Origin of the sequence: Pseudomonas sp., from assembly GCF_037994325.1 — a bacterium.
GTDB lineage: Bacteria > Pseudomonadota > Gammaproteobacteria > Pseudomonadales > Pseudomonadaceae > Aquipseudomonas.
Genome location: NZ_JBBNAH010000668.1, coordinates 1 through 3,149 on the forward strand (window position 1 = coordinate 1; position 3,149 = coordinate 3,149).

The following is a 3,149-nucleotide window of genomic DNA, read 5'->3' on the forward strand; positions in this document are numbered from 1 at the left end:
CAACAAGACCGTGGTGTTCGACTGATCACCGCACCGTAGGGCGAATATCCCCGCAGGGGATATCCGCCATAACGTCCGTCAGGCGAGGTAAGCGTTATGAGTGACGACCCACTGGACCGCGCTACATCAACTCCTCCACCGACCTTGGGCGAAGGCTGCTTAAGCCGCTACGACCCCGAGGCGATGGACGAGGAAACCGGCACCGAGTTTGAAGACGCTGCCAAGCTCTGGGACGAATTACATCCTCAGGCTGAGAAGCCCGTCAGCTAAACCACCAAGCCGCGCCTATCGCCCATACAGGCCTCCAACCGCGAGCGCAGCCAGCGCTCGGCCGGGTCGGTGTCCATCACGCTTAGCCAGACCATGGCCAAGTCCAGGGTCGGCGTAGGGAAGGGGAAGGGCTCAACAAACAACTGCCCTGATGCCGCCATCGCATTGGCCGCGTAGTCAGGCAAGCTGGCCAGCAGGTCCGTTCCTGCCAGCAGCGCCGGCAAGGCGCTGTATTGCGGCACCGACAACACCACTTGGCGCTTGCGCCCGATATCGTGCAGCCACTCATCTGCCAGGCCGCTAACGTTGGCGGTATGCGACACCAACACATGCGGGCGGGCGCAGTATTCGTCCAGCGTCAGCGGCGTGGCCGAAGCATCGGCGCGCAGCACGCGCGGGTAGATATGCCGCAGCAACTTGCGTTTGGCATTGGCCGGTAGACCACGGGTCTGGCTGATGCCCACGGTGATTTCACCGCTGGCGAGCAGGTCGGGAATGCGCCAGTAATCCACATGCTGAACCACAAACACCACCTTTGGTGCCTCTTGGCGCAGGGTGCGCAGCAGCGGCGGCAACAGGCCGAACTCAACGTCATCGGACAAACCGATGCGAAAGGTCATGGTGCTGGTGGCCGGGTCGAAGTTATGGGTCAGGCTGAGCGCCACCGACATGGCATCGAGGGCTGGCGACAGGTGCTGGATAATCTCTTCGGCGCGCGCCGTAGGCTCCATGCGCCGCCCCACGCGGATAAACAGCGGGTCATTAAACATCGCCCGCAAGCGATTGAGCGCCGCGCTGATGGTGGGTTGGCCAAGGAACAGTTTTTCCGCTGCGCGGGTGACATTGCGCTCTTGCATCAAGGTTTCGAACACCACCATCAGGTTGATGTCGGCCTTGCGCAGCTCGTTGCGATTCATTGATGTTGGGCCCCCCGGCAAAGCGCGTCCCAGACAGCCGCGCTGCGACATCATAAGAACCCAGCGAGGTTGGAGGCAATCCGTAGGGTGTGCCGTGTGGCACCTGCGATTAGCGCGTGATCGCTGTGCTGCGCGTCTGAACGCGCAGCGGCACACCCTACGGGAGGACGTTAAATACGGAAGCTGTCCACCAGATGTTTCAAGCGGGTAGCCTGGGTTTCCAGGTCACCACAGGCACGCAACGTCGCCTGCAGGTTTTCCACGCCCTCCTGGTTGAGCATGTTGATTTCGTTGATATCCATATTCAGCGATTCCACCACCGAGGTTTGTTCTTCGGTGGCGGTGGCGACCGATTGGTTCATGCCGTCGATTTCGCCGATGCGTTCGGTCACGCTGCCCAGGCGCTCGCCGGCACGGTTGGCGATTTCCACGCTTTCTTCGCTGTAGCGTTGGCTCTCGGTCATGGTAGTCACTGACTCGCGCGAGCCCACCTGCAGCTCTTCAATCATTTTCTGGATTTCTTGCGCCGACTCTTGGGTGCGGTGGGCCAAGTTGCGTACTTCATCGGCTACCACAGCGAAACCACGCCCCGCCTCACCCGCACGCGCGGCCTCAATCGCGGCGTTAAGCGCCAGCAGGTTGGTCTGCTGGGAAATGCTTTTGATCACTTCGAGGATCTGGCCAATATCCACGGTCTTGCCGTTGAGGGTCTCGATATTGCCGCACGAAATGCGGATTTTGTCGGACAGCTCGTTCATGGCGACGATGGTCTTTTGCACCACTTGGCGGCCGTCTTCGGCCAGCACCTTGGCGTCCGAAGCCTGCGTTGAGGCGTCAGCCGCATTGCGGGCAATTTCCTGAGCGGCGGCACCCAGTTCGTTAATGGCAGCCGCCACGCTGTTGGTGCGGTTGGCCTGCTCATCGGAATTAACCATTGAGGAGTTGGAGGCGTTAACCACCAGTTTGGCCACTTCGTTGACCTGCGTGGTGGCCGAGGACACTTCGCGGATCGAGCTGTGGATGCGTTCGACAAACTGGTTAAAGGACGACGCCAAGTCACCGAACTCATCGTTCGACTGCACCTTCAGGCGCTTGGTCAGATCGCCTTCACCTTGGGCGATATCGCGCATGGCCACCGCCATCACCAACAGCGGCTGCATCAGTACGCGAATCAGCATACCCAGCAGCAACAAGATGCCGATTACCGCGATCACCGTCATAACGATGGCCGAGGTGCGGAACTTGGTGAGCATGGCAAAGGCTTTGCCCTTATCTACTGACAAGCCGATGTACCACTTCACTGACGGCAAGCCATTGACCGGCGCGAAGGTGAGGATACGGTCCTCGCCATTGAGCTCGGTTTCGCTAATGGCGCTGCTGATGCTTGGGGTGTTGTTGGGGTAGAGGTCTTTGAGGTTTTTCATCACCAGATTTTTGTCTGGATGCACCAGGATTTTGCCATCGGCACTGACCAAAAAGGCATAACCCATGCCGCCAAAATCCAGCGAGTTGATGATTTTTACCAAGGCATTCAGGCTTAGGTCGCCGCCTACTACGCCGGCACTTTGCGCGGGGGTGGCGATGGTGATGATCAATGCGCCGGTGGCGGCATCGACATAGGGTTCGGTTAGCGTGGTGGTACCGGCAGCCATTGCGTCCTTGTACCAAGGGCGGGTGCGCGGGTCGTAACCGGCCGGCATCTCGCTGTTGGGGCGCATGGTAAAGCTACCATCGGCGCTACCTAGGTAGGTGAAGTCGAAGGTGGAGGTTTGTGCCTTCTGCTCCAGCAGTTTGACTACAGCATCGGTCTGGTTGTTGCCGGCGATGGATTGCGCAGTGCTTTCCACCAGCACGATGCGCCCCGTCAGCCAGTTCTGAATATTGCTTGCAGTGACCTCACCCATCTCCTGCAAATAACTGTTCAAATCGTCGCGGATGGCGTTGCGTTGCAAGTAGTCGTTG

Annotated in this window: 3 protein-coding genes; 1 reads left to right on the top strand and 2 read right to left on the bottom strand. The window is 59.4% G+C overall.

What is annotated here, in order from left to right:
• The first annotated feature begins 96 nt into the window (after positions 1 to 96).
• The gene (locus AAAB16_RS22085) at positions 97 to 270 is read left to right on the top strand and encodes a hypothetical protein (RefSeq protein WP_340665272.1); all 174 of its coding nucleotides are present in this window, start codon (positions 97 to 99) and stop codon (positions 268 to 270) included.
• Here AAAB16_RS22085 and AAAB16_RS22090 read toward each other — a convergent pair.
• Together AAAB16_RS22090 and AAAB16_RS22095 are read right to left on the bottom strand one after the other, a co-directional pair.
• Positions 267 to 1,187, bottom strand: coding sequence for a LysR substrate-binding domain-containing protein (locus AAAB16_RS22090; RefSeq protein ID WP_340665273.1), 921 nt, complete (start codon positions 1,185 to 1,187; stop codon positions 267 to 269). The two genes, AAAB16_RS22085 and AAAB16_RS22090, sit on opposite strands and share 4 nt — an antisense overlap.
• Before the next feature lie 170 nt (positions 1,188 to 1,357).
• A partial coding sequence (locus AAAB16_RS22095) for a methyl-accepting chemotaxis protein (protein WP_340665274.1) occupies positions 1,358 to 3,149 on the bottom strand: 1,792 nt, incomplete at its 5' end.